The organism is Salinibacter grassmerensis (assembly GCF_947077765.1).
GTDB classification, from domain to species: Bacteria; Bacteroidota; Rhodothermia; order Rhodothermales; family Salinibacteraceae; genus Salinibacter; species Salinibacter grassmerensis.
Window position 1 is genome coordinate 225908 of the sequence record NZ_CAMTTF010000004.1, and the last position, 22985, is coordinate 248892.

A 22985-nucleotide genomic window follows, 5' to 3' on the forward strand; every position below is an offset into this window, starting at 1 on the left:
ATGCCCGTTCCGTTCCGCGCTCCCTCGCTCTTGCGCACCGGCACTCTCCCCATTCGTCGTGGACGGAGCTTTCTCCTCCACTCTCTTTGCAGATTGACGCCCCAGCGCCATGAAGATTGTCATTCTCACCAACGAGTACCCGCCCAACGTCTACGGCGGGGCCGGCGTGCACGTCGAGTACCTCACCCGCGAGCTGGCGAAGTTGGAGGACGGCCGACACGAGATCGACGTGCTCTGCTTCGGCGAGCAGGACGAAACGAACGACAACCTGCGGGTCCGAGGGGTCGAACCGGACATTGCGGTCCCCCACCAGGACGAGCGCCACGCCAAGTTCATGGACGCGATGGCGCGCGACCTCATGATGGCCGGCTCGGTGGCCGACGCCGACATCGTCCACGGCCACACCTGGTACTCGCACCTGGCCGGCTGTCTGACAAAGCAGCTGACCGGCGGCCAGCTGGTGCTCACCACCCACTCCCTGGAGCCGCACCGCCCTTGGAAGCGCGAGCAGCTCGGCACGGCGTACGACGGCTCCTCGTGGGTCGAGCAGACCGCCTACGAGACCGCAGACGGGGTTGTGGCCGTCTCCGGCGCGATGGAGGACGACGTACAGGCCCTCTACGACGTGGGGGATGCGGAGACGGAGGTCATCCACAACGGCATCGACATCGAGCAGTACCGCCCGCGCCCCGACCGGTCTGTTCTGGAAGACTACGGCGTGGCCCCCGACCGGCCGTTTGTCCTCTTCGTGGGCCGCATCACCCGACAGAAGGGGATCCTGCACCTCGTGGAGGCCATCCGCCACTTCGACCCCAACATTCAGGTCGTCCTCTGTGCGGGCGCCCCCGATACCGAGGAGATTGGGGCGGAGATGGAGGAACGCGTGGAGGCCGTCCGTGCCGAAACCGAGAACCGCATCGTGTGGCTCGCCGAGATGCTGCCCCGGGAGGACGTGATCACGATGTACACCCACGCCTCGGTCTTCGTCTGCCCGAGCGTGTACGAGCCCTTCGGCATCATCAACCTGGAGGCGATGGCCTGCGAGACGCCGGTCGTGGCCTCGCGTGTGGGCGGCATCCCCGAGATCGTGGTGCCCGAGGAGACGGGCCTCCTGGTGGACGTGGACCCGACCGGGGGCGACGATGTGGAGCCCGCCGCCCCCGAGGCCTTCGCCCGCGGGCTGGCCGACGGCGTCAACGCCCTCATGAACGATCCCGACCGGCGCGACCAGATGGGCACCGCCGCGCGGCAGCGTGTGGAGGAGCAGTTCAGCTGGCGGGCCATCGCCGAGCAGACACTGTCGTTCTACAAGTCGCTCCTGACTTAGCCCGACGTCGGTACGGGGCGGTCCCTACGCCGGGGCCGGGGGCACGGGGTCGTCGGGCGCCGCGGAGGCATCTTCGTTCGGTGACGGCTCTTGTCCGGTCGCTGCCCGCGCCTCCGCCCACGTGTCGTTGCTCGCGAGGAGCCGCTTCGCATCGGCGAGGGACACGTCGAGCCCATCCAAGATCACCCGCAGGGCCTCCAGGCGGGAGCGTCCCTCTCGGCGCAGCCGCCGGAAGGTCGTCTCGATTTCTTCGTCGCCCGGCGGGGCCGGACGGTCCGGATCAGCAGCCATCAGCGGGGGCGGGTCCTATTCATTCGCGTCGACGCGGCCGGCCTCGCGGAGGATCGTGCGAAGGCGGTCCAGTGGCAGGGCCTCCTGCGTGTGGCCGTCGCGGCCGGTAACCGTCGTGGCGGCCGTGAGGGCGTTGTACACCGCCTCCTCGACGGCCTCCACGGTGGCCAGAAAGAGCGGGCTCATCTGGTCGTTCGGCAGGAGCGAGTCAGGACGTGGCGTTGCGTCACCGGAGCGGCGATTTTGGGTCGAGAAGGCCACGACGAAGTCGCCGGAGCCGTTGCTCGAGTAGCTACCAGTGCGGGCGAGTCCGAGCATGGCCCGCTTGGCCATCCGTTCCAGGTTGCGGGGGCTGATTGGGGCATCGGTTGCCAGCACGATCATGCAGGAGCCCGCGTCGTCCGTGCCCTGGCCCTCCATCACGGACCGAAAGTCGTAACGGCCCAGCCGCTCCCCCACCGGCACGCCGTCGATTCGAAGCACGCCGCCATAGTTGGCCTGGACGAGGGCCCCCACGGTGTGTGTCCCGTACTCGTTGGGGAGCACGCGCGAACTCGTGCCGATGCCGCCCTTCCACCCGAGGGCGCTGGTGCCCGTGCCCGCCCCCACGCTGCCCTCCGCCACGTTTCCACCCGAGGCGTCCTCGATGGCGGCCCTCACGTCGTCCCGCGTCACGTGCCGCCCCCAGATGTCGTTCAGGTAGCCGTCGTTCGTTTCGCCGACCACGGCGTTGACCGATCCCACGTCTCCGTGGCCGGGCCGGCCGAGGGTCCAGGCCACGGTGGCGTCCACGGCCGTGCCCACGTCGAGTGTGTTCGTGAGTACGATGGGCGTTTCGATTGTGCCCAATTCTTGCACTTGGAGGAAGCCCGCGGCCTTGCCGAAACCGTTTCCCACGTGCACCGCCGCCGGCACCTTTTCGCGGAAGAGATCGCCCCCGTGCGGGCGAATCGCCGTTACGCCGGTGCGCACCGAGTCTCCCTCAATCAGCGTGCGGTGTCCCACCTGCACCCCCGCCACGTCCGTGACGGCATTGTGCGGGCCGGGCGCGAAGAGACCCGGGGCAACCCCGAGGTCTCGAAGACGCACGGACTCAGGCTGGGCCATGCTGGTCATGGGGACGATGCAGAACAGGAACGAAGCGACGAGACAACGAGGCGACATACCGGTCCATCCGGGGGGCAGAACGGGACACGCGGCCATGTGTCGTCGAAATCTTATCCCCGTGTTAGAGTTCTGTGATAACTCCGTGCCGGGGCCAAAGTAGACTTAAGGGACGACGGAGACAAGGACTCGCGCCTTTTCCACCTGTCCAGTCTGTTCTCATGAAACGGCCCCAGCCCTGCACCGCCAACGATCCGACGATTGAGGACCTCAAGGCCGGCAACGAGCATGCATTCCGGTGCCTGTTCGAACAGGAGCGCGAGCGGCTTCGCCGCTTCGTGGTCAAGCTGATCGAGGACGCCGACGAGGCGGAAAACATCGTTCAGGAAACCTTTGCCGAGGCCTACCGCCAGATCGAGGACTTTCGGGGCGAGGCGTCGGTGTCAACCTGGCTGTTTTCCATTGCGAAGCACCTGGCCTACGGCCATCTCCGCACGAGCGACCGGCACAACTACCTCGAGCACGAGACCATCGAGTTTCTGCAGGTCGACCAGGATGGAACGACCGGCGGCGGAACGCGGGAGGACGTGGAGCGCTCTGAGCGCAAGCAGATCGTGCACGACGCCTTGCAGGAGCTGCCGGACCACTACCGGCGCGTGGTGCAGCTGCGCGATCTGGAGGAGCAGTCCACCGCGGAGACGGCCGAGCAGCTCGGCTTGACGGAGGTCAATGTGCGCGTTCGGCTTCACCGGGCCCGAAAGTCCCTCCGCGAACACCTCTGTGAACGGATGGAATGCTAAGTCTGGGACGCAGGAGGGGCCGTGGGGAGTCCTCTTGAGGGCTGCCTTCTTTACACTCAGGGCTACTCCGCTACGGCCCCCTCTTCCCACCCCTCCGTGAACACGTGACCCGCCGGCACCTCTAGGTCGGAGAGACGCGCTTTGGTCTCCACGACCATGTCCGGCACGCCACAGACGTAGAAGTGGGGCGTACTCGTGTCGTCGATGACCGCCGAAAGGTGGTCCTGCACGTACCCGGTGCGGCCGTGCCAGTCTTCGCCGGACAACACGTACTCGACCGAAAAGGCCTCATGACTCGCCGAGAGAAGGTCGAGCGTCTCCCGGTACATGACGCTCTCTTGCGTGCGCTCGCCGAAGAGCAGGGTAGTACGCCCCTCTCCCACGTGAAGGTGCTGGGTCGCCATCGCGAACAGCGGCGTGAGCCCCGTTCCCGTGGCGACAAACACCGCGTCTCGATCGGGATCCTCCAACTGGAGGTTCCCGGACGGCGGCGTAACCGGAATCGAATCCCCCACCGTCCGGTCGTGCATCCAGGTTGAGCATGCTCCCTCGGGGTACCGCTTTATCGCCAGGGACAAGGTATCAGTTCCGGGCTGGCTCACCGGCGAGTAGGGCCGGTAGCGCGCGTTCCCGTCTGCGTCCTCGAACTCCACGCTGACGTGCTGACCGGGCACGAAGTCAAAGAGGTGCCCCTCCGCCCGGATCAGGAACTGCTTCACGTTTGGCGTGAGAGCGTGGACGGATTCGAGCGTCGTGTCGATCGTATCGAGCGGCATTCGGTGGGGCGTTGTGCGGGCTGAAAAGCTAACGTGGGAGTCAGGGGCGGAAGGAAGGAACCTGAATCATCGGTTCTTCGGTGTCCGGCTCGGGGCCCTCCCGGCCAAGACCTATCAGATTCGTCCACCGCCCTACGCGTCCTCCCCTGAGCGCTCGTGGGCCTCGGCAAACGCGTTGGCCTCGTCGGCGTCCCGGAAGAGGGTGACCCGCGGATATCGCGGCTTGCCAATCCATGCGTGATGGGCGGAAACGTCATTCTCCACGAGCACGCGGTCGGCCTCTGCATCCTCGAACACCGCGACGTGCTCGTTCATGTCCGCGTCGGCAAGGGCGTCGCGGAGCGCCTCCACGGAGCGGTACTGCCCTACTTCTTCTCCCTCGTCGGGCCCTGCCACCTCGGCCCGCGCGGAGTGGGCCTGGATCGAAAGCCACTCCCCCGACGGGGCCCGGACCACCACGAACAGGCCCTGGGCAGGCTGTGCCTCGGTTGCGTTCGGGTCCGGTCCTGTGGGGGAGCGGACGGTCTGCCCTGTTTCCGGCTCTGGGTCGTTGCCACGGTGGGTACCAACGTCGCTCAGGTCATCGTGAAGGTCGGCCATGGGCGCAGTGGAGGAGGCTTCATTTGTGGTTCACGAAAAGAAACACTATGGTTATACCGTTCCTGTCCCAAAACAAGGCCCTAAGAACCGTTAAGGGTCCCACTCGGTGGGACCATCGAGAGTCGGGACAATTCCCGAAACACAGTGAATGGTTATGGCCCGCGTCGTCTGTCTTTTTTGGCTCGTCGGGGCGATCGGGGTGGGGCCGCCGTCTGTGAGCGCGCAGGCGGAGCGCATGCCTGCACCCGGGGCGGCGGAAAGAACGGTGGTCAACCTATTCGAGACCCTCGACCCGAGTTCCCCGGTCGACGGTGCTCGCCTGGAGCTTCCGGACGGCTGGACAGTTCAGGAGGTCTACCTCCTCCGGTACGGAACGTCGTCCGTCCCGGTTCGCCTCCAGTCCGGCCGCGAGCAGGGCGTCGTGTTTCTGACACCAAGTTCGTCCATTCAGGGGCCGCACGAGTTGGTCGTGCGGGTGGACGTTGGCGACCGTACGGGCACGCACCGGTGGCACCTCACCCCATTTACCCTCCCGGTCACCTCACCGGCCCAGCCCCGAGACTCGCTGGACCGACGGATGCGCCTCTCCGACCGTCTCACCCGGACTGTCGAGATTGCCTCCTCATCCCGTCCGAGCGGGTCAAACCTCGCCCTCGCCCTGACCGACGCAACGGCATCCCCCAGTCTTCAGGTGCCGGCCGACCGCGCCCCGAGCCGGAGCCGCCCGTTCACCGTCGAGTTCTGGGTGCGGACCCACGGCCTCGACCAGGTGATCCTGTCCTCGTGGACGGGCGACGAAGAAACGCCCTACCCCCTTGAATTCGTGACCGACCAGGGCGGACGCCTCCGGTTCTACTGCGGGCGCGCCGGGCGCCACCAGGCCCTCCGGAGCACAGCCCCCGTGGCCGATGGGCAGTGGCACCATGCCGCCGTCGTCCACGACGCGACTGAGTCCCGGCTCCACCTCCTGCTCGATGGAACGGTGGTCGACTCGGTTCAGACCAAGGTCTTGCCCACGCATTCAGGGGCTCTTTCCCTGGCCCTCGGGGGACGCCGGCGGGCCGGCCCCGAGCGTGGCGCCCCCTCCTCCGCCCAGCGCTTCGTCGGGCGGCTCGACGAGCTCCGGATCTGGCCGAGCGCCCGCGAAGCGTCCACGATTCGCCAGACGCGGACCCGTCCCTTTCCTCCTCCCGCCGCCGAAGACACGGATCCATTTCGCCTCAGCTTCAACGACGATGCGCCGCGATCAGACCTCGATGCAGCAGGGGATGCCCGGCGGGTGCCTACCCACCTGTCGTTCCAGCCCCCCCTCCGACGACTGCGGGCCCGCACCGACGGGGAGTCCGTTACGCTTCGGTGGGATGCGCAGGGGGTCGCCGACAAGACGGCGGACGCCGGAGAGTTCATCATCGAGCGCTCTCTCGATGGCACATCTTTTACGCCGGTCGACCGCCTCCCCCCATCCGAGGCCGATGCCTCTCCCCCCGGCGCGGCACAGACCAGCGGGGCGCAGGAGTTCACGTATACGGACGATGGGGTCCCGGGACAGGTCGTCTTTTACCGGGTCCGATACGCTTCGTCCACCTCGGATGTTGAACGCAACACGAGCACGATCAAGATCGGACTGGGGGGCAAGCCCACCCCCGAACGTGCAGTCAACCTCGTCGGCAACTTCCCCAACCCCTTCAAAAAGTCCACCACGATTGCGTACCAGGTCGAAGCGTCTCAGCCCATCACCCTCACGATCTGGAATCTGTCCGGGAAGCGCATCACCACCCTCACAAGTGGGGTGCACGAGCCCGGCTACTACGAGCAGACGCTGACCGCGGACGGGCTGCCCAGCGGAACGTACTTTGCCCGCCTCGAAACACCCGAGGGCATCCAGTCGGCCCGGATGGTGCTCCTGAAGTAGCGGGGCACGCTGGCGCCTCTCCTTCCCGCTCTGGGAAACAGGTCGGGTGGCGTCCCCCGTTCCACCGCGCAGATTCGTTCCGTCATCCTGATCACACGAGACGATACCGACTCTCATGGACCTCACGTACTTCGGGCACTCCACCTTCCAAATCGAAACGGCGGACGTCACGCTTCTCTTCGATCCGTTTTTCGCAGAAAACCCGCACACCGAGACCGACCCGGGCACGCTCGACCCCGATGTGCTCCTGATTACGCACGCCCACTTCGACCACTTCTCCGACGTCGAGGCAGTACTGGAGGCCAGCGATCCGCTCGTCATCAGCAACTTCGAAATTACGCAGTATGTCCAGGAGGAGTACGGCCACGACGCGATTCAGCCGCTGAATGAGGGCGGCAGTGTGGAATTCGACTGGGGCCATGTCGAGTCGACCCATGCGCGGCACAGTTCGTCCTTTCCCGACGGCTCCTACGGCGGGGTGCCCAATGGATTCATCCTGGAGCTGGGCGACGATGTGATCTACAACACCGGCGACACGGCCCCCTTCGCGGAGATGAAATGGGTGGGCGACCTGTGGGACGTGGACGTGATGCTGGCCCCGGTCGGCAATGTCTTCACGATGGGCATCTACGGCGCGCTCCACGCTACGGAAATGGTGGAGCCGGAGCTGGTCGTTCCCCTGCACTACGACACCTTCCCGCCCCTCGAAACCGACCTCGACGCATTTGAGGATGCCTTCGGCGAGGCCGGGTACGACACGCGCGTCTTCGGGGCCGGCGAGACGGCTGCGCTGTAGCGACCGCTCCACCCGTTCTCCGGCCTTCGGCTGAACGGTGGACTGCGGACCGCCCCGCCATTGCGGTCCGCGGTCGGCCGTCCGGTCGACGCTCCGTCTCATTCAGTTCTGTACGACCGCGTGACCACCCTCGGCATTGTCTCGGACACCCATGGACACTTCAATCCCAATCTGGCGGGCGACCTGGCGGGCGTGGACCGAATTCTGCACGCCGGGGACGTAGGCGACCCCGCCATTCTGGACGGGCTGGAGGCGGTGGCCCCGGTCACGGCCGTCTGGGGCAACATCGACGACGCCTCCATTCGCCGCCGACTCGCCGAGCACGAACGGTTCACGGTGGCGGGGCTCGACGTGTGGATGACCCACATTGCCGGCCGGCCCGGGCGCTGGCAGGACGGAATGGGGACGAAACTGGAAGCCACCCCGCCCGACGTGCTGGTATGCGGGCACAGCCACATCCTCCGGGTGGAGCGAGTGGCGGCCCTCGACGACATGCTCTACGTCAATCCCGGCGCCGCGGGGAAACAGGGCTTCCATCAGAAGAAGACGTGCCTCCGGCTCACCGTGGAGGAGGGCCGGGCCACGGAGGCGGCCGTGGTGCACCTTGATCCCGACTCGTCGCCGGCCCAGGCCCCCGACACATGACGACGCGCGACCCGCGCCATCGAGGCCGTCGCTACGACGGGGCCGTCGGGCGCCGCGAGTTGACCCGGTGGGTCATCCGGGGCATTCGTCTGCTCGCCCTGCCCACGGCGGCGCTAAGCCTGCTGTTGGTCATCGACATCGTCCTGCCCGGGGCAGCAGAGACTGGCATTTCGTATCGACGGGCCCTCACCACTAATTGGCTTGCCCCGGACGGAATGAACATTTCGGTGGGCTGGCCCAATCGCCCCGGCTGCGTGGACGAGCGCCCCGACACGGGCCGCCGCCTTCTGTTCACCACCCGCCCCGGCTGCGCAGGATCTGTGGCGGTGAGCCTCAACTTTGGGCGCCGGGTGGCGGGCAGCGACACCCTGCGGGTCGTTCGGACTCCGGTCTTTGGCCGGGTCCGCGCAGTCCAGCGGCCGTCCGATGGCCGGCAGGACCAGCGCCCGCTTTGGGGCCTAGGGGCGTACGTGGTGGTCGGTCTCGTGCCCCTCCTGAGCTTCGGGCGCAGGTTTGGGATGCTTGGCGGCCCCGACGAGACCCCGCGCTACCATGTTGCCTACCTCCTCCCGGCCCTCGCCGCCGAGGCGCTCTACGCATGGCTTCTCGCGCAGGCGGTCGCCGGCTACGCTGTGCCGTGACGCCCTCAGCCGTGATGCTCGGCACGCTCGGCCTGCGTCCGCTCGAAGAGTTCGGTCAGGAGCGAGCGGTCGGCCGCCGTGAAGGTCGTGTCGCGGCGCCCCATCACATGCTCGGCGACCTCGCAGGCCTTGTCGAGCCGGTACGTCGTGAGGCCGGAGGCGCCGCCCCACGAGAACGGCGGCACGTAGCGCGGCGGGAAATCGCCCCCGAACAGGTTGCAGTTCGTGCCGACGACCGTTCCGGTGTTGAACATGGTGTTGATGCCGCACTTGGAATGGTCGCCCATAAAGAGCCCCGCGAACTGGCGGCCGGTGTCGACGAAGCGCTCCGCGTCCGGCGCGTAGGCGGACACCGCCCCGTAGTCGTTCTTGAGGTTCGAGGTGTTGGTATCGGCCCCCAGGTTGCACCAGCCCCCCAAGACCGAATGGCCCAGGAAGCCCGGATGGCTCTTGTTTGAGAAACCCTGCAGGAGCGCATCGTGCACCTCTCCCCCAATCTTGCACCAGGTTCCGGTGGCGGTACCCTCCAGGTCCGCCCCCGTTTTGACGCGTGTCTTTGGTCCGATGTAGCACGGCCCGCGCAGCACCGCCCGCTCGTGAATGGTCGCGCCCGGGCCGAGGACGATGGGTCCATCCTCCGCGTTGAGGAGGGCCCCGGGCTTGACCGTAGTGCCTTCTCCCAGATGAATCCGTTCGTTCTCAACGGCGACAGCACTCTCGTATACCGTGGCGTGGGGGCGCTCCACGAGCGGTCCCGATGGCGAGTCGGCGAGTGCTCTCGCATCGCGCGCAAGGGCGGGCCGCAGGGCGTCGAGCAGGTCCCAGGGCCGCCGCAGGAGCGTAGCGTCGTCGAGGGTCGTGAGCGGCAGTCCGTCGAATGCATCCGCCGTCAGGGCGGGGCGGGCGAGCACATCGTCGGGCAGGCGGGCCGCCGCGTCGGGCACCCACGCCGCCACCAGCCTGTCCTCCTGCACAAACGCACGGGGCGCATCCTGAGCCAGCGCCGCGCCCAGTTGGCTGAGCGCCGCGCCCTCTTCCGCCACGTACCGCCCGTTGACGAAGAGCACATCGCCCCCGTCCGGCAGCGTGTTGACGACGGCCTCGGGGTGGGCGTGGCGCGTCCGCTCGGCGATCAGTGGGCGGGCATGGAGCACCAGCCCAGCGGGATTGAATGCGTGCTCAGCGGTTTCCAGCACGGTGCGCCCTGCCAGTCGCAGGTCGTACGCGGCCCGCGTTTCCACAAACGGACGGAGGCCGGAGACAGGACCGTCTTCAAAGAGACAAAGGTGCATTGCAGTGAGGACCTGTGGGGAGCGTATGACGTGGGAAAGAGGCCGTATGCGCCGCACGTAACCTAGAAAACAAATGCGGCGATGTCATGACGGACCGCTCGTGTCCCATTGACGCAATCCCTAAACTCCGTCGTCGATCACTCGTTAGGAGCTCTTCCCTCGAAATTGGGGATCTGTTCCATCCTGTTACGCCCACTGATCAACGCCGCCTTCCCCATGCACTTTTTCGTCGATACGGCCGACCTGGACGAGATCCGCGAAGCGAGCGACATGGGTGTCCTCGATGGCGTGACCACAAACCCCTCGCTCGTCAAGGAACAGGGCAACGTCGACTTCCACGAGCACGTCTTCACCATCTGTGAGATTGTGGACGGGGACGTGTCCGCCGAGGTGACGGCAACCGACTTCGACGGCATGATGGAGGAGGCCCATCAGCTGCATCAGCTCCACGAGAACATCGTCGTAAAAATTCCCCTGACGAAAAACGGCATCAAAGCCCTGCGGGCCCTCGACGAGGAGAACATCGAGACGAACTGCACCCTCTGTTTCTCGCCCACCCAGGCCACCCTCGCCGCGAAAGCCGGGGCCGACTACATTAGCCCCTTCATCGGGCGCATCGACGACATCTCGTCCGACGGCATCGGCCTGATCGAGGAGATTGTTCAGATTTACGACAACTACGACTTCGACACCAAGGTGCTGGCGGCCTCCATCCGCCATCCGACTCACGTGAAGCGCGCCGCCCTGGCCGGAGCCGACGTGGCGACGATGCCATTCGAAACGCTTCTCAATCTGCTGGAACACCCCCTCACCGACCGAGGGCTGGAGCGCTTTCTGGCGGACTGGGAGGAATACAAGGACGCCCGGAAAGCCGAGGCTGGCCTGGCCTAACGGCGCAGGCCTGCGGCGGCCCCTTCGCCACCACGGTCTTCCCCCCCGCCCTCCTTCAGGGAATCCGCTTTCGCTGCCACGCCCGCGCTCCTGTCTTCACGAACGGCCTCCCCCTTCCCCGCTCACGACCTTCCACCCGTACGCCCTACATGAAATTTCTCGCTCTCGGAGACACGGACGGCATCGGTGCAAGCTGCCACTTCCTCGACCTCAACGGCAGCGGCATCGCCCTGGACGCAGGCACCGACCCGCAACGCGACGGCCCCGACTCGCTCCCTCGGTTCGACTGGGTGCAGGACCGGGCCGACAGCTACGTCGACCACACGCTCGTCACGCACGCCCACCACGACCATATGGGCAGCCTGCCGGTCCTCGTGCGCCGGTTTCCCCACGCCATGGCGCACATGACCGACGCGACCAAAAAGCTGCTCGACATTCTGCTGCCGGCCTCGGCCCGCCTCCAAGAAAAGCGACGCGACCGCGGCGAGACCACGCACGAGCCGCTTTTCACCGAGGACGAGCTGGACGCCCTGCAGCACCTCTACCTCACACACGATCTCGGGCAGGGGTTCGACCTGACGGGCCCGAAGGGAAAATCGTCCGTCACGGGGCGCTTCTTCTCGGCCGGACACATCCTCGGCTCAGCAGGGGTCGAGTTTCAGTTTGAGGAGTGGGGCCGCGATCGGCGGCTCTTCTATACCAGCGACACGAACATGCAGGCCCAGACCATCATTCCTGGGGGCGAGTACCCGGACACCACGGACGTGCTGATCCTGGAGTCCACCCAGGGGGCCGAGCCCGAGGCCGCGGCCACCAACCGCCCCGAAGAGCGCGATCGGTTCCGGGAGACCCTCTCTCAGGTGCTCGCCCGTGGCGGCACGGCGCTGATTCCCGTGTTCGTGATGGGACGGGCACAGGAGATCTTGGTGCTGCTCGGCCAGCTCAAGCGACAGGGCGCCATCCCCGCCGACGTACCCATCTATACGGCCGGCTCCATGCGGGCCATTGCGGGGGTGTACGACGACACACGCAAGACCACCCCCCGCGTTGACCCCAGTGACGAGGTGTATGACGTCGACCAGGAACGGGTGCCCTACGAGTCGGAGGCGAAGCGCGAGATTCTGGAGGGCCCCGGCATCATGGTCGTCAGCAGCGGCATGATGATCGAGCCGACCCTGTCGAACGTCCTGGCCCGGCGCATTGTCGAAAATGAGGACGACGCCGTGCTGCTGGTGGGACACCCGGCAGAGGGGACACCCGCGCGTCGCTTGCAGGACGCCGCCGCCGAAGGGGATGGAGCCCCGGTGATGCTGGCGGATGGACACGGCCCACAGCCCGTGTACTGCACGGTCGAGCGCTTTCGCTTCTCCGGCCACAGCGACCGGCGCGACCTTCTTTCCCTCGTCGACCGGATGGACCCGGAGACGGTACTCCTCATCCACGGCGACCCCGAGGCCAAGAATTGGATGGCCGAGCACATCAAGAACGGCCACCCGGAGACGGAGGTGCACCGCCCTGACTGGGGCAGCGTGATTGAGGTTTAGCCGCCCGGGGAGGGCCCCGTTGCCCCCCGTGTCCGGCACCCTGAGCCGGAGGGACACGGGCGGCGCGCCGCCGTCAGGAATGCGCTTCCCGCACGGGCACGACTCCCCTCCCCCCTGCACGGACTGGGACACACTGTACAATCACATGATCTTGAAATAACAGGTTGGAGAGCGAATCAGCCGATCGCGCCGCGTGTCAAAAAGGTGCGTCTCCGCGGTGAATGCGCAAGGAGACAAACGACGACGCCCAGAGATGGGTGATCGGGGAAGGGCCGAGACAGAAAGACCGACAGGTGAGACCCTGCTCAGGCCCTCTCCCGCCTTCAGAGACGAAAGCCCGCCCTCCCAAACCAGGTCGCACTCCCGCATGCCTGACTCTTCTGCCTTGCCCGCCCAGACGGCCACGCTCGCGGAGACCCTCCGCCCGCGCATCTCAGGCACGATCCACACCGACGAGATGACGCGAGCACTGTACGCGACGGACGCGAGCATGTACGCAATGTCGCCTGTCGCCGTCCTCGTTCCCGAGACGAGAGCGGACGTCCAGACGGCCCTGACGGTTGCTCACGAGCAGGGCGTGCCTGTTCTGCCTCGCGGGGGCGGATCCTCGCTCGCTGGACAGGGCGTCAACGAGGCCCTGGTGGTGGACTTCACGAACCACCTCAACCGCATCCTCGAGATTGACCCGGAGGCCCGGACGGCCCGGGTGGAGCCCGGCGTGACGCTCGACGCGCTCAATCGCGCCGCCGCCGAGCACGGCCTCATGGTGGGCCCGGACCCCGCAAGCGCCAACCGTGCCACCCTGGGCGGCATGCTTGCCAACAACTCGACCGGCACCCACTCCATCGCGTACGGCAACTTTATCCACCACGTCCGCGAGGCCGAGGTCCTGCTGGCCGACGGCACCGCCACGACCGTCGGCCCCACCGACCCTGCCACTTGGCAGGAGAAGATGCGGGACGGTGGGCTGGAGGGCGCCATCTACCGCGGCCTGAAGGCGCTTCTCGCCGACGGCGGACGCGAAACGATCCGAACGGACACCCCCAGCCACTGGCGCCGCAACAACGGCTACCGCCTGGAGGCGCTGCTAGACGAGGCGCCCAACCTTGCCAAGCTGCTCTGCGGCAGCGAAGGCACCCTGGCCATCACCACCGAGCTGACCTGTGACCTCGTGGAGAAGCCCGCCACCACCGGCCTCGGCGTGGTCCACTTCGAATCGCGCGACGACGCGCTGCGGGCCGTGACGACCGTCCTCGACACCGACCCGTCGGCCGTGGAGCTGTTCGACGGCGTCGCCATTGAGCGCACCCAGCAGACGCCCGGCTACGCCGAGCGCCTCACCTTTCTGGAAGGGACGCCCGGCTCCGTCCTCATCACCGAGTACTCCGGCGACACGGACGCCGAGATCGACGCGGCCCTCGACGCCCTCGAACAGACGATGGCGGAAAGGAGCCGCGGCTACGCCACCGTGCGCGTGACCGAGCCGGACGCGATCAAGAACGTCTGGTCCATCCGCAAGGAAGGACTGGGCCTCCTCATGGGCGTGGAGGGGGACTACAAGCCATGGGCCTTCATCGAGGACGCCTCCGTGCCCGTCGAAAACCTGGCCGACTACATCGACGAGCTCTCTACGTTCGTCGACGCCACCGACACGCGCGCCGCCTACTACGCCCACGCCTCCGCCGGCTGTCTCCACATACGCCCCTTCGTCAACACCAAGGACGAGACGGAGGTGGAGAAGATGACAGACATCGCGAAGGAGTCGCTCGATCTCGTCATGAAGTACGGGGGCGTCGTCTCCTCGGAGCACGGCGATGGCATCGCCCGGGGTTGGGCCAACCCCCACATCCTCGGCGAGGACCTGTACGATCTCTGCCGGGAGACCAAGGCGCTCTTCGATCCGGACGGCATTCTCAATCCCGGCAAGGTCGTCGACGCGCCGCCGATGGACGAGAATCTGCGGATGGGCCCGAAGTACGAGACCGACCCGTTCCGCACGGAGCTCGACTTCTCCGAGGACGGCGGCTTTACCGGGGCCATCGAGAAGTGCAACGGCAATGGCGCGTGTCGCAAGCTGCGGGCCGGCACCATGTGCCCCAGCTTCATGGCCACCCGGGAAGAGCCGGATTCCACCCGGGGGCGGGCCAACGCGCTCCGGAGCGCCCTGGCCGGCGACCTCTCGCAGGACGCCATGACGGGCGACGACATGCACGAGGTGATGGACCTCTGCATCCAGTGCAAGGCCTGCAAGACGGAGTGCCCGTCGAACGTCGACATGGCCAAGATCAAAACCGAGTGGCTCCACCACTACTGGGACGACAACGGGATGCCGCTCCGCACCCGTTTGTTCGCCCGCCAGCCCGACGCGGCCCAGTGGATCAGCGGCACCCCCCTGGCGTCGCTCGTCAACTGGGCGAGCGACCAGTCTGTCCTCCGCCGGGCGGGCGAGGCCCTCTTGGGCGTCAGTGCGGAGCGGCCCTTGCCGCCGTTCGCCCGCCAAACGTTCCGCCAGTGGTTCCAGAACCAACAAGGCCACGTTGGCGGGGACGGAGCGAGGAGGCCGCGCGTCGTTCTCTTTCCGGACGCGTTCAACGCCTACCACACGCCGGCCCCGCTTCAGGCAGCCACCCGCGTTATGCAGGCCACCGGGCACCGTGTCGAACTTCCCCCGCCGGCCGTTGGGAGCGGGCGCACACTTCTATCGAAGGGCCTCGTTCCGCAGGCAAAGCGCCGGGCCCGCCAGACCGTCGACGCGCTGCACTCGTACGCTGAAGCGGATGTGCCCGTCGTAGGGCTGGAGCCCAGCTCCATTCTCACTCTGCGGGACGAGTTCTTGGACCTTCTTCCCAACGATTCACGCGCCGAGGCCGTCGCGGACACCGCCTACACCTTTGAGGAGTACCTGGCCGAGCGGGCCGAGGACGGCATGTTCGACACAGAATCGTGGCAGGGTAGCGGCGACGTGCTGCTACATGGGCACTGCCATCAGAAGGCCCTGATCGGCACGGCAGCGACAGAACAAGCCCTATCTCTGGCCGGGTACGACGTGACGGCCGTCGACGCCGGGTGCTGCGGCATGGCGGGGGCCTTCGGCTACGAGGCCGAGCACGTAGACGTCTCGAAGCAGATGGCTGAACTTCGCCTCGCCCCTGCCGTGCGTCAGACCAATGCGGACACGCGAGTGGCTGCCCCCGGCTTCTCGTGCCGTTCTCAAATCAAGGACGTCACGCCCCGCACGGCCCAGCATCCCGCCGAGTTGCTCTGGGACGCCCTCGAGCACACCCGTTCTTCAGAAGCAGCCCTTCCGTCCCAGCCCGCCCGCTAGTGCGTTGCCGCGGGCGGGCAGCCGGTCGACGGCACTAGTTCTGCCGGATCCCCGGCGCGGCCGTCTTCGAGTGGTAGGCCGCCAGGTCCTGAGAGGACGGCCACAGCGACATGGCTTCTTGGAAGATCGGGTCGGCCCGGTTCAGGATGGGCCGTGCCACCCCACGTCCGTATATCAGACGCGCCAGGTAGCCCTTCACCCGGGTGGCGACAAACTCCCGCTCTTCTTGGGCCGTCTGTGCTGCGTAAACGCGCTCCGCAGTGTCGACCGAGTCCGGATTCTCCGTGATCTCGACGCCATTTTCCTCCGCGAACGACCAGAAGGAGTCGACCATCTCCTCGGACGGCTCGAAGGAGGACTGGAATTCTTCGGGGCGGTCCTGCCACGTCCCCCGAAGGTCAGTCTCGTTCTGCGTGAACCACTTGCGCGCAAAGGCATAGTCGAGCCCACTCTGCACGAGGTGGGTCAGCGCCGTGGTGTCCGGCTGTACCACGTAGTCCGGGAGAATGCCACCGCCGCCAAACACCGTCCGGCCGTGGTCAGTCTGATACGCTAGCGAGTCCGGAATGCTCTCGCGGTACTCGTTGAGATGATAGGTCGCTTGGTTGATCGTGGAGAACTTTTCCTGATAGTAGTTCTCCCGATTGCCCCGCTCGTAAGGCGACTGGATGAGACGGCCCACCGGCGTGTAGTACCGGCCCACCGTCATCTGCAGCACGCTCTTGTCGCCGAGGTCAAACTGCTTCTGGATCAGCCCCTTGCCGAACGTGCGCCGGCCCACGATAAAGGCCCGGTCGTGGTCCTGCAGGGCCCCACTCAGGATCTCACTTGCCGACGCCGACCCGCGGTTCACGAGAACGATAACGGGCTGATCCGCGATCATGCCCCCGGGCCGGGCCGAAATGGTCCGGTTCATCTGCTCACTCCGGCCCTTCGTCTCCACGATTGTCATCTCCTCCCCCAGCATCTCGTTCGCAATCTGCCAGGAGGAGCGCATGACACCGCCCGGGTTGCCCCGAAGGTCGAGGACGAGCCGCTCCATGCCCTGGTTGAGCAACGTCGACGCTGCCTTTCGGAATTCGTCGTGGGTTTTCATGGTGAACCGGGTGATGTTGATGTACCCGGTCTGGTCATCGACCATGTACGGCGACCGCACGGACTGCGTCTCGATCTCTTCCCGCGTGAGGGTGAAGTCGAGACGATCGTCCATCGTGGGCCGGTACACGGTAATCCGTACCTCCGTCCCAATCTCCCCCTTGAGACTATTCTGAATTTCGTTGGAGGAGAGCCCAACGGCAGACGAGTCTTCGATGCCGACGATGCGGTCGCCGGCCATCACACCCATTTCCTCGCTGGGCCCCCCCGCTACCGGCGAGATGACGCGCGCCGTGTCATTCGGCACCTCGAAGACGATCCCGATGCCCCCAAACGAGCCCTGATATTGGTCCTTCACGTCTTCGGCCCGGTCGGCGGGAATGTATGTGGAGTGTGGGTCCAGGCTACCGATCATTCCCTCAATGCCTTCCTCCGCCACGTCGCCCGCATCCAGCGGGTCCACGTACTCCTTGTTCATGACGACGAGGGCCTGCCGCATCTTATCGAGTTGCGTGCCCAGATCTTCGTCGGTCAGATAGGTGTCAATCTGCACGCCGAGCACCGCCCCGAAGGCAATGAGGAGAACGGCCGGAAGAATGTGGTACTTGCTGAGACGCTTCATAGAATCGTCGGAGAGATCCGTGTCAAACGACAGCGCGCGAACAGGTTGAGTAGTCTAGAGGATCCCAGTCGATCTCATCCCCCGTGAGCGACTTCTGGGGAGATCCCCGGCGGTGGCACTAACTTCTTTCTCATATTTGAGCCGGACGGCTTTGTTGCAGACTGCGTCCTTGTGTTACCAAGCGGAGAACGTTTTGCAGGAATCCGCTTATCATTGAGGCGTCAGTTTATGCGGAAAACGTATCCAACCCTTCCTCAAGGCTAAAAACGGGGTCTTATTCCCCAAAACACAGGATGTCGGACACAAAGGCGGAGCAGTACTACTATATTTTCGACAGTCGTACTCATCGTCCGCTCGTGCTGGATCGGGCGACGGGGGAACATTACGCCTCCGGATCCGACCCGCGGAGGCCACTTATTGATCACGTCGCGGCTCAGCGGGAAGCAGGGGTGTTACGCCAGTTCGCACGTTGGTGTGCACAGCAGGTTGATCCCAATGGGGTGTCGGCTCACACCGCCGCCGGACGGCTCTGGGCTGCCGCCCAGCGAGACGCCCCGGAGGCCTGGCAGCGCGTGCGGCATGAGACCGCCGATGCGGCCATGCTGGCCATGTCACTCGGCTTGCCACAGCGTGAGCCCCGGGCCGCTCGGCTTCTCACCCTCCAGGCCTGCACGCACCCGGAGGCACAGCAGGCGGCCCGCGATGCCGCCCACATGAGCGAGCGATGGGCCGAGTTCAGCGCCCCGTCCGCCTCAACAGAAGAGGCACAGGCAATGCGGGCACGTCATGTCAATTGGCTTCTCGACCAGGTGTCCACTCCGTAGATTAGGGAACCGTGTCGGTTTCTCCATCCGGCCCGTCCAGGCCGGTCGTATGCGTTTTTTTACCATTGGGATGAGGATGCGACCCTCCGCACGCGCTCGATACTCAGCATCAAGGCCCCGTCTCACCCGCTCTTCTCGTCCTCGTCGACCAGCGGCACGAAGCGGAACGAGTGAAATTCCTCTCGCTGGTAGTCATGCGGGCCCGAGCCGGTTCGGGTGATGCGCGTCATGGTCTGTCCTCCGCGCCCCCCGATCGGGATTACGAGACGCCCCCCCGAGCCGTCGTCCTCGCCGGACGGCTCGCGGAGCTGGTGTAGGAGCGGGGCGGGAATCTCGGACGCCCCCGCGGTCACCACGATTCCATCGTACGGCCCGAAGGCGGGCCACCCCTTCGTTCCGTCCCCGTGCTGCGTCCGTGCGTCGTAGCCGAGCTCGTCGAGCACGGAGCGGGCCCGCCGAAGAAGGTCTTCGTGGCGCTCGATTGAGAAGACCCGCGCACCCATCTCGCATAGCACGGCGGCCTGAAACCCACTGCCCGTGCCCACCTCCAGGATGCGGTCGTCCGGCTGCACGCCCAGCAACGCGGTCTGGTACGCCACCGTGAAGGGCTGGGAGATGGTCTGATTGAGCCCAATCGGGAGGGCTTCGTCGGCATAGGCCCGGTCCCGGAGGGCCGCGTCCACAAAGGCATGACGGGCCACTGCCCCGACTGCCGACAGGACTCGTTCGTCGTGAATGCCCCGTTCGCGCAGGGTCTCGACGAGCCGCTCACGCTGGTGGCGGTATTTCCGGTCGTCCGATGGAGTGGCGGCCATGGCGGCAACAGGGAAACCTTCGTGGGGAGACAGCGCCTCTCTCAGGCCGAGGCGGGGACCGTCGCGCTCGCCTGCGAGGTGGACTGCCCTGTGAGGGCGCTCGTGAGGTACGTCCGCAGTTCCTCGGGGGTGATGTTGGAAATGAGAGCCCCATCGCGCGAGACGCTGATGTCCCCGGTCTCCTCCGATACGACCACTACGAACGCGTCGGTCTGCTCGGTGAGGCCCACGGCGGCACGGTGGCGAAGGCCGAGTTGGGGGCTCAGCTTCATGCTCGTCGAGACGGGGAGGATGCACCGGGCGGCCTCCACGCGACGGTTGTTGACGATGACGGCCCCGTCGTGCAGGGGATTCTGGCCGTAAAAGATCGTAAGCAGCAGGTCGCGCGACACCTCTGCCTCCAGCAGCTTGCCCGTCTCCACGTAGCTCCGAAGGCCGGTACTGCGCTGGAAGGCGATGAGGGCCCCGATCTGCTGTTGGCTCATTTCCTCCACCGCCCCCACCGTTTCATCAATGATCTGAGTCTGATCGGTCGTGCTAACAAAGCGCCGCACGATCGGATTCTTGCCCAGCAGCAGGAGCAGCCGGCGGATTTCGGGCTGGAAAATGATGATGACCGCCAGCACAAAGACCTGATTGAAGTAGCTGAAGACGGTCGTCAGCACCGTCATGTCGGCCAGTTCAACCACGAACTGGATCAGGAAGAGCGCCCCGAGGCCGAGGGCAATCTGCACGGCGATCGTCCCGCGCATGAGCCGGTAGAGCTGGTACAGGATGTAGGCGACGACGACGATCTCGAAGGCGTCGCCAATCCCGAAGCCGATAATCTCGAAGACCTTCACGAATCGGTTCGGCCGGATGCGAAGAGAGACACGGAAGCGAGGGTGCCAGCGGCACGAGCGCTAGCGTTGGCGAAGGGTGGCCCCAAGAACCGTGAGCATCTCGACAGTGGGAGCGATGTCGTGGGTGCGCACAATGGTGGCCCCTCGCGCCACGGCCGCCGCCGTGGCCCCGAGCGACCCGAAGAGGCGCTCGTCCACGGGAGCGGGGTCGTCGGGCGTGCCCAGGGTGGCCCCAATCGTGCTCTTGCGGGAGACGCCCACGAGCACGGGGCAGTTGAGGGTGAGAAGCTCGTCGATCTCGTTGAGCAGGCGGAAATTCTCGGTGTCGGACTTGCCGAAGCCGAAGCCCGGGTCGATGATGATCTGCTCCACACCGGCCTGCTTCGCCGTCTCCACCGTCCGGGCCAGTTCGTCGCGCACCTGAGCCGTCACGTCGTCGTACTCCCGGGGCCGCGTGAGGTCGCCGGGCTCGCCCTCCGAATGCATCAGCATGAGGGGCGCTTTCCAGTCGGCGGCCGCCTCGGCCATTTCAGGATCGTGCCCCAGGCCGGTGACGTCGTTCACGATGTCCGCCCCGGCGGCGAGGGACGCCCGGGCCACGTCGGGCTTGTAGGTGTCGACCGACACCACCGCCTCGGGGAACCGATCTGTAAGGGCGTCGATGACGGGCACCACTCGGTCGCGCTCGTCTTCTTTCGAGACGGGATCCGCCCCGGGCCGGGTCGACTCGCCCCCCACGTCGATAATTGAGGCCCCCTCACTCAACATCTCGGCGGCCCGCGACATGGCCTTCTCGACGGTCACGTACTGGCCGCCGTCGGAAAAGGAGTCGGGGGTGACGTTCAGCACCCCCATCACATGCGCCCCCATAGCCTCCGGGCTGCCGGGCCGACAGTCGAGCGTGTAGTCGTCCCCGCGGAGCACGAACCGGTCGGCGGGAAAGTCGTCGGGATTCAGCGATGGGGTTGAGCGCGACAGGCGAGGCATAGGGGAGCGGGACAGCGCGTTTTAAGAAGTGGAGATTCGCGAACATTCGTTGAGACAAGGTATACACAGAGCGCTGTCGGAACGAGATCCATCGCCCGTTTTTGTGGAAACTTTCCGACCGCTCGGTGTGCCCTGTGGGGGGGTTTGTAAAGCGGCTTTCACGACCTTTCTTTTTCGTCGATGGACGACATCGTACGCTCGGCCCTGCAGTGGATGGGTCCCCTCCGGCGGGTAAAGGAATTCAAGTCCCGCCCCGTCGCCACGCAGCGCTCTCTGCTTCGCCGCCTGCTTCGTCGCGCCGCCGACACCGAATGGGGACGTCGGTTCGGGTTTTCTGAGATCGCCGAGGCGTCCGACGTTGTACAGGCCTATCAGAACCGCGTGCCGCTGCACACCTACGCGGACATCGCGGAGGATGCGGAGCGAATTCGGAACGGCGCCGCCGATGTGATGTGGCCCGGCACCATCACCAACTTCGCCGTCTCCAGCGGCACCGTCTCCGACGGCAAGGTGATTCCCATCAGCGACGAGACGATCGATCACAACCGGTCGTTCAGTGTAGGCACCGGCGTGAACTACCTCAAGGAGAGCCTCGACCCGAGCTTCTTCGGCGGCAGCCACCTGACCCTGCCGGGGCGCGTCGAGGAGGATCCCAACTACCCGGGCACGAAGGCGGGCGAGATCAGCGGCATCCTCGCAGAAAACGCCCCTGGGTTCTTCCGGGCGCTCTTCCAGGCCGTCCCCAACGAGGTGACCTTCCTTCCCAGTTGGGAGGAGAAGCTTCAGGCCGTTGCCGAGCGGACGGTCGACAAGGACATCCGCCTTCTCGTGATGGTGCCCACCTGGGCGCTTAACCTGTTCGATCTGCTGATCGATCTGCACAACGAGCGACATGGCGACACGGCCACGACCGTGGGCGAGGTGTGGCCCAACCTGCAGGTGTTCGTCTCGGGCGGGGTCGCCCTTCGGTCGTACCGCGACCTGATCGAGGAGAAGATCGGACACGACATCGACTTCGTCGAGACCTACGGCGCATCCGAGGGCTTTTTCTCCTTCCAGGACGAGCTCGACGACCCGTCGATGCTGCTACACCTCGACAACGGGGTCTTCTACGAGTTCGTGCCGCTCAGTGAGCGTGGTGACGAGGCCCCAGCCCGCCATACGATTGCCGATGTAGAGCCCGGCGTGCGCTACTCCCTGCACGTAACCTCCTGCAGCGGGCTCTGGGCCTACGAGGTGGGCGACGTCGTCCGGTTCACGCAGACCTTCCCACACAAGATCACCGTGGCGGGCCGCACGAGCGACATGATCGACGAGTACGGCGAGGCCATCTACGGGGATGAGGTCCGCGCCGCCCTGAAGTCGGCCTGCGAGGCCACCGGGGCGCACGTGTCCGACTATCACGTAGCCCCGCGCCCCTCGGCCAACGGCACGCAGCCGGGGCACGAGTGGCTCATTGAGTTTGAACACCCTCCGGGCACCCTGGCGGCCTTCGAACGCGCCCTCGACGAGCACTTGCAGGAGGTGAACCGGCACTACTACATCCGCCGGGAGGGCGACGCCCTCGACGGCCCGGACGTGTCGTCCCTTCCGAAAGGAACGTTTTACCGCTGGCTCCAAGCGACCAACGACGACATCAGCGGCCAGACGAAGGTCCCACGCATGAGCGACACCCGCGAGGTCGCCGATGGCGTGCTCGCGGCCGCTGAGCAGGGTCGTTGAGGGCGCCTCTACACGGATCTCCCACCATTTTTCCCGCCGCTGCCCCTGGAACAACCGGTCACGTCGCTCGTGATGGCTTTTCGGAGCGCAAATTGCATCCTCCGTGGACTCGGTACCGGTTGAGCTTCGGCGCT

20 protein-coding genes are annotated in these 22985 nt (G+C 66.0%); 11 read left to right on the top strand and 9 right to left on the bottom strand.

Translation table 11 applies throughout. From position 1 onward, the window contains the following. The first annotated feature begins 109 nt into the window (after window positions 1-109). Window positions 110-1327: a glycogen synthase gene (glgA, locus tag OJB03_RS11125; RefSeq protein WP_263787427.1), complete on the top strand. Its 1218-nt coding sequence runs from the start codon at window positions 110-112 to the stop codon at window positions 1325-1327. A gap of 24 nt (window positions 1328-1351) precedes the next feature. On the opposite strand, the gene OJB03_RS11130 is transcribed toward glgA, so the two are convergent. Both OJB03_RS11130 and OJB03_RS11135 read right to left on the bottom strand, forming a co-directional pair. Next, entirely contained in the window at window positions 1352-1618 is a 267-nt protein-coding gene (locus OJB03_RS11130) for a hypothetical protein (RefSeq protein ID WP_263787429.1), read from the bottom strand. Window positions 1619-1633: 15 nt separating this feature from the next. After that, on the bottom strand, window positions 1634-2782 hold the full coding sequence (locus tag OJB03_RS11135) for a DmpA family aminopeptidase (protein ID WP_423816376.1): 1149 nt from the start codon (window positions 2780-2782) through the stop codon (window positions 1634-1636). Window positions 2783-2943: 161 nt separating this feature from the next. Between OJB03_RS11135 and OJB03_RS11140 the strand changes: the two genes are divergently transcribed. Next, entirely contained in the window at window positions 2944-3522 is a 579-nt protein-coding gene (locus OJB03_RS11140) for an RNA polymerase sigma factor (protein ID WP_263787433.1), read from the top strand. Between the two features lie 62 nt (window positions 3523-3584). Here the strand turns inward: OJB03_RS11140 and OJB03_RS11145 are convergent, their stop codons facing one another. Together OJB03_RS11145 and OJB03_RS11150 are read right to left on the bottom strand one after the other, a co-directional pair. Continuing rightward, window positions 3585-4298, bottom strand: coding sequence for a ferredoxin--NADP reductase (locus OJB03_RS11145; protein ID WP_263787435.1), 714 nt, complete (start codon window positions 4296-4298; stop codon window positions 3585-3587). 132 nt (window positions 4299-4430) lie between these two features. Further along, window positions 4431-4898 (bottom strand): hypothetical protein, encoded by a 468-nt coding sequence (locus OJB03_RS11150; protein ID WP_263787437.1) that lies wholly within the window; start codon window positions 4896-4898, stop codon window positions 4431-4433. A 154-nt stretch (window positions 4899-5052) separates the two neighbouring features. Between OJB03_RS11150 and OJB03_RS11155 the strand changes: the two genes are divergently transcribed. The 4 genes from OJB03_RS11155 (at window position 5053) to OJB03_RS11170 (ending at window position 8892) form a co-directional block, all read left to right on the top strand. After that, window positions 5053-6810 (top strand): LamG-like jellyroll fold domain-containing protein, encoded by a 1758-nt coding sequence (locus OJB03_RS11155; RefSeq protein ID WP_263787439.1) that lies wholly within the window; start codon window positions 5053-5055, stop codon window positions 6808-6810. A 115-nt stretch (window positions 6811-6925) separates the two neighbouring features. Then, window positions 6926-7606, top strand: a complete 681-nt coding sequence (locus OJB03_RS11160) for a metal-dependent hydrolase (protein WP_263787441.1) — start codon at window positions 6926-6928, stop codon at window positions 7604-7606. Window positions 7607-7726: 120 nt separating this feature from the next. Beyond that, complete coding sequence (locus OJB03_RS11165) at window positions 7727-8251, top strand: metallophosphoesterase (RefSeq protein WP_263787443.1); 525 nt, start codon at window positions 7727-7729, stop codon at window positions 8249-8251. After that, the gene (locus tag OJB03_RS11170) at window positions 8248-8892 is read left to right on the top strand and encodes a hypothetical protein (protein ID WP_263787445.1); all 645 of its coding nucleotides are present in this window, start codon (window positions 8248-8250) and stop codon (window positions 8890-8892) included. The genes OJB03_RS11165 and OJB03_RS11170 overlap by 4 nt, the downstream gene beginning before the upstream one ends. A gap of 5 nt (window positions 8893-8897) precedes the next feature. Here the strand turns inward: OJB03_RS11170 and OJB03_RS11175 are convergent, their stop codons facing one another. Then, entirely contained in the window at window positions 8898-10184 is a 1287-nt protein-coding gene (locus OJB03_RS11175) for a GlmU family protein (RefSeq protein ID WP_263787446.1), read from the bottom strand. A gap of 216 nt (window positions 10185-10400) precedes the next feature. On the opposite strand from OJB03_RS11175, the gene fsa reads away from it, so the two are divergent. The 3 genes from fsa (at window position 10401) to OJB03_RS11190 (ending at window position 15944) form a co-directional block, all read left to right on the top strand. Further along, window positions 10401-11075: a fructose-6-phosphate aldolase gene (gene fsa, locus OJB03_RS11180; RefSeq protein WP_263787448.1), complete on the top strand. Its 675-nt coding sequence runs from the start codon at window positions 10401-10403 to the stop codon at window positions 11073-11075. A 149-nt stretch (window positions 11076-11224) separates the two neighbouring features. Beyond that, window positions 11225-12619 carry an MBL fold metallo-hydrolase gene (locus tag OJB03_RS11185; RefSeq protein ID WP_263787469.1) on the top strand — a complete coding sequence of 465 codons (1395 nt, stop codon included), beginning with the start codon at window positions 11225-11227 and terminating at the stop codon, window positions 12617-12619. 367 nt (window positions 12620-12986) lie between these two features. Beyond that, window positions 12987-15944 (top strand): FAD-binding and (Fe-S)-binding domain-containing protein, encoded by a 2958-nt coding sequence (locus OJB03_RS11190; RefSeq protein ID WP_263787471.1) that lies wholly within the window; start codon window positions 12987-12989, stop codon window positions 15942-15944. A 34-nt stretch (window positions 15945-15978) separates the two neighbouring features. On the opposite strand, the gene OJB03_RS11195 is transcribed toward OJB03_RS11190, so the two are convergent. Further along, complete coding sequence (locus OJB03_RS11195) at window positions 15979-17661, bottom strand: S41 family peptidase (RefSeq protein ID WP_263787473.1); 1683 nt, start codon at window positions 17659-17661, stop codon at window positions 15979-15981. Window positions 17662-17954: 293 nt separating this feature from the next. Here OJB03_RS11195 and OJB03_RS11200 point away from each other — a divergent pair, with 293 nt between their 5' ends. Continuing rightward, window positions 17955-18485 (top strand): hypothetical protein, encoded by a 531-nt coding sequence (locus OJB03_RS11200; RefSeq protein ID WP_263787475.1) that lies wholly within the window; start codon window positions 17955-17957, stop codon window positions 18483-18485. A gap of 122 nt (window positions 18486-18607) precedes the next feature. Here OJB03_RS11200 and OJB03_RS11205 read toward each other — a convergent pair whose 3' ends face one another. From OJB03_RS11205 to folP, 3 genes are read right to left on the bottom strand one after another with little or no spacing between them, the layout of a single operon-like run. Continuing rightward, on the bottom strand, window positions 18608-19300 hold the full coding sequence (locus OJB03_RS11205) for a protein-L-isoaspartate(D-aspartate) O-methyltransferase (RefSeq protein WP_263787478.1): 693 nt from the start codon (window positions 19298-19300) through the stop codon (window positions 18608-18610). Window positions 19301-19341: 41 nt separating this feature from the next. Then, entirely contained in the window at window positions 19342-20142 is an 801-nt protein-coding gene (gene cdaA, locus OJB03_RS11210; RefSeq protein ID WP_263787480.1) for a diadenylate cyclase CdaA, read from the bottom strand. Window positions 20143-20202: 60 nt separating this feature from the next. After that, window positions 20203-21129 (bottom strand): dihydropteroate synthase, encoded by a 927-nt coding sequence (gene folP, locus OJB03_RS11215; protein ID WP_263787482.1) that lies wholly within the window; start codon window positions 21127-21129, stop codon window positions 20203-20205. A 180-nt stretch (window positions 21130-21309) separates the two neighbouring features. Here folP and OJB03_RS11220 point away from each other — a divergent pair, with 180 nt between their 5' ends. Further along, entirely contained in the window at window positions 21310-22851 is a 1542-nt protein-coding gene (locus OJB03_RS11220; protein ID WP_263787484.1) for a GH3 auxin-responsive promoter family protein, read from the top strand. Window positions 22852-22985: the final 134 nt, after the last annotated feature.